The sequence below is a fragment of the Bradyrhizobium sp. genome (assembly GCF_035570375.1).
GTDB lineage: Bacteria > Pseudomonadota > Alphaproteobacteria > Rhizobiales > Xanthobacteraceae > Bradyrhizobium.
This window is the reverse complement of sequence record NZ_DATMLW010000233.1, coordinates 1-3,802: the sequence shown is the minus strand read 5'-3', so window position 1 is coordinate 3,802 and position 3,802 is coordinate 1. Positions and strand designations below refer to the sequence as shown.

Annotated in this window: 3 protein-coding genes; 1 reads left to right on the top strand and 2 read right to left on the bottom strand. The window is 64.0% G+C overall.

Translation table 11 applies throughout. The features are described from left to right. Both VNX23_RS25310 and VNX23_RS25305 read right to left on the bottom strand, forming a co-directional pair. A partial coding sequence (locus tag VNX23_RS25310) for an FAD-binding oxidoreductase (protein WP_325634299.1) occupies positions 1–1,197 on the bottom strand: 1,197 nt, incomplete at its 3' end. 494 nt (positions 1,198–1,691) lie between these two features. Then, positions 1,692–2,864: a DUF294 nucleotidyltransferase-like domain-containing protein gene (locus tag VNX23_RS25305; RefSeq protein WP_325634298.1), complete on the bottom strand. Its 1,173-nt coding sequence runs from the start codon at positions 2,862–2,864 to the stop codon at positions 1,692–1,694. A gap of 829 nt (positions 2,865–3,693) precedes the next feature. Here VNX23_RS25305 and VNX23_RS25300 point away from each other — a divergent pair. Further along, positions 3,694–3,802: DUF1348 family protein (locus VNX23_RS25300; protein ID WP_325634300.1), on the top strand; the 109-nt coding region annotated here is incomplete at its 3' end.

The following is a 3,802-nucleotide window of genomic DNA, read 5'->3' as shown; positions in this document are numbered from 1 at the left end:
GAAAGCCTGCCGCGTGTCGCGGACCCAGTGCTGATGCCGGCGCTCTTCCAGCCGGTCCGACCGGTCGGGGAACGACGCGAGGATTTCGATCAGCACGTGGTCGCGACGAAGGCCGAACGCCGTCGCCTCCACCGGCACGCGAGAGGCCGCGCCTCTGAATTCGTGGGTCAAGATCGCGCACCCGGCCGATACGGCCTTGGCCATGGCCTCGACGATGATTTCGGCGGCGTCCTCATTGAGCACCGGAAGCGAACAGGTTTCCATGAAGACCCGCTGCCCGTTCACGATAAAAGGATCGAAGACCGAGAGCGAAGCTCCGTAGCGGACCGCGTCCACGCTGTTGTCGAGCAGCGTCCCAAGCTTGAGCAAGGGAGCGACATGCGCGTCGCCGCCGCCTTGCCGACCCGACCATGTCGGCACGAGCAGGATTACCGGCGCGCCGTCCGGACCGGCGACTGCGCAGACATGGACGGTCAACTCATCGGGCAGGGAAGGCGCTATCTCGGCAAACCGACGCAGAACCGTCCCGGCTTCAGAGAAGGGATAGACCAGCACGCCCGAGACGACGTTGGGCAGTTCGTGCAGACGAATGCGCATCTCGGCCACGACGCCAAAATTTCCGCCGCCGCCACGCAGGGCCCAGAACAGATCCTCTTCGTTGCCCGACTCGGCGGTGACGATACGTCCGTCCGCCAGAACGATGTCGGCGGCGATCAGATTGTCGAGCGCAAGACCGAAGCGGCCGATCAATGGCCCATAGCCGCCGCCCAGGGTGAGCCCGGCCATGCCGACCGCGCTGCATGAACCGGTCACGGCGGCGAGGCCAAGCGGATCGGTCGCCGTGAGGACATCGATGGCGCGGGCACCTCCCGAGATGCGCGCGCTGCGCCGGTCGGGGCTGACCTGCACTGCCCTCATGCCGCTGAGATCGAGCACGAGTCCATCGCACAAGGCGCGGCCGGCCCAGTCGTGTCCACCGCCGCGCACCGACAGCGCGAGACCGGCGGAACGCGCGGCGGACATGGCGAGCTGGATGTCGGGGATCGTGCGGCAATGAACGACCATGCGCGGCATGGGGCCAACCGGTTTGGCCCAGATCGCCGTCGCGGCGGCGTAACGGTCGTCGCCTGGCCTCGACGTGCGACCGGGGAGTTGTGCGCCAAGTCCTCGCAGTGTGCTTTCGATCAAATCGGTCATTGTCTTCCGAGCTCCTCTGTCTCGTATGGTTGAAATGCCCCCTCTGGTTGCGCGGCAAGCCCCGATTTGCCGCCTAAGGCACAACCGGTCGTGGCCGGCTGGCTATTCGATCTGGCTTCATGCCGACGGACCGCGAGCGCGTGACCGTGCCGCAGCATGACATCAGCGGCATGGAGCACGTGTACGGCATCAAGAGCCGCGGCCGGGCTACTGCACGTCACGGCGATCACGAGCCTGACGAGCAAATGAATGAACCAGCGCACGGCGGCACGCGAGGCGCTCTTCAAGGCGGTGATGAAACAGAACGCGCGCGGCTCGGCGGCTGCCGCCGCCACGCGAGACAAATATGTCGACAATTGAAAAATCTCCGCTAATCAATGGGGGCGCGACTTACGCCTGGTCCGCTACGGCATTGTTTCCGGTGCGGGGAAAGCGATTACAGCCGTAACGCAGGCGGCCGCTGTCGCGTCATCTTTTGGGTCGTCACTCCGGTTTCAGCGATTGTTTGGGAGCCGCCTTGCCGGCGATCGCGGTGCGGTTTCGATCGCAGCGAAGATATTGCCGGCGTGATATCGAAAGAGATCGAGCAGCGGACGCACAACTGGTTCGCGCGGGTCCGCCAGGCCGAGCCGGCGTGCGATGCCGGGTTGCAGCGACCTGCTGAGACGGTCTTCGGCCCGACCTGCGAACAAGTGCAAATGACACCGCACCTGCCACAGGAAACGGTGCGCCTGGAAAAGCCGGGACGGCTTGAGCGGCATGGAGCGCCCCGAGGCGCAGACGTTGGCCCAGAGCGCGCGCTGCAAGTCTCTGAGACCACCGGGGCCTCGCTTCACGTCGGGCTCGTCCTCCAGGGCATACACATCGCGCGATGCATGGCGAGGCGTGGGCGACAGAGCGCTGCCGACCGCGTCCCGCCAGCATCCCGCGTCGGGGCCGGCGAAAAGCGCCGCAAGCTCGGCATCGAGGGCAGCGAACAGACCCTGACAGCCCCACAGGTGCCGCCGGTCAATCAGACCGGCAAGCACGATGGGATCGTCCTTGGCGAGCTCGAGGCATTCCTGGACCGACCGCGTCGCATGATCCAGCACGAAGCCAAGATCCCAAAGGCAGGCAACGACGGCGCCGATGCACGCTCGTGTCGCCGGCGCGACAGCTCCGGCGCGGGATGAGGTGCTTTCGGGGAGGAGAAACAGCAGGTCGAGATCGGAGCCAGGAGCGAGTTCTCTTCGTCCGTAGCCGCCCGCCGCAATCGCCGCGAGGGGGGCGACCATGCTCCCGTTGCGCATTCCGCTGGATATTGATGCAATGTGCAGCAGGCCGATCACCACGCTGTCCGCAAGTCGCGCCCGACCCCGCAGATATTCCTCGGCCGAGCCACCCGATTCGAACCGTTCGCGCAGGATGTCATGCGCCTGCGCCACCAGCGGTCGAAGCAGTCTCACCCGATCGAGCCCTTCGCCGGGTCCGCTTTCGCTGGCAAGGGCGCGCAATGCAGGACGGACCGTGGCCGTCGGCGCCGCGCACGTATCGGAGTTCGGAGGCCAAGCGTCGGCGCGTGGTGGCTGCATAGGCATGTCTGGATCGTCATCAGGCGGGGCAAGGCTCGTTTCCTTGTCCGGAGAAATTGCGAGCAACGGAGCGAGAGCTCCTCCTGTCATAGTCATGGTCGCTGCCTCTTCATCTTCGTTCGGGCTCGCGCTTCCACGCGGTCGAGCCTGATGAAATTTAGCCGAGCTTCGCTACACGGACGTTTCCGGGCCGGTAAATCCGGCCACGGTTGAAACCGTTCGGGTACATCGATCTGGTCGAAATATTTTGCCGGGACGCCGATTGGTTTGCCGCTCATTCCAGGCAGCCTCTCGGGTAAACGGCGGAAGCGGGGGGACGGGACATCTGCAAGCTTCTTACTTTGTACCGATAGGTACATCATGTACCAAACGGTACAAGCTGTCAAGCGCGAAGTCTGTGCTCCCCGATATGCGCCGCCCTGAGAGCATAAGGTTTGAAGTTTGCGCCCTGATCCGCCTTCATGGCGATGCGCAGGGCTTCGGAGCGGACCGCGCGGTTCCGAGCTGGCACTCGGTCCGAGCAACGCGGTACAGCGGCACCAAACGGAGCAAGGCGCGCCAGATTTTTCGATCGCTTGGTCGCTACCGGCGGCAATTTCATCGGTACCTGCCGATACCCATCAGCTCGGCAGGTACCGACGAGGTCATGCCGCAGATCGCGAGGGTTTGGATTTGTCCGCCATGTTCAGACTTGATCGACCGCGAGAGCAGGGATCTTGCGTCGCGAACTGGCTTGTTCGACGACTTATCAATGACGAAGACGTCGATACGCGCCGTAACAAGGGACCGCGCCCTTGGCTGCAAAGTATGTTTTCCCAACACTGTGCTGCTTTTTTCGCCGCGGCTGAAATTTGGGCTTGACGCCTTGTACTGATTGGTACATTATGTACCAGTCAGTACAACTAGGGTATCAAGGAGCCGTTACGTGTCTCGTCCTCCACTTCCCCCTTTCACCCGCGAGTCCGCCGCCCAGAAGGCCCGCCTGGCTGAGGACGCCTGGAATTCGCGCGATCCGGAGCGGGTGGCGCTGGCCT

Excerpts from the sequence above, each read along its gene's own strand:
- VNX23_RS25305 (WP_325634298.1), bottom strand. The coding sequence starts at position 2,864 with ATGACTATGACAGGAGGAGCTCTCGCTCCGTTGCTCGCAATTTCTCCG.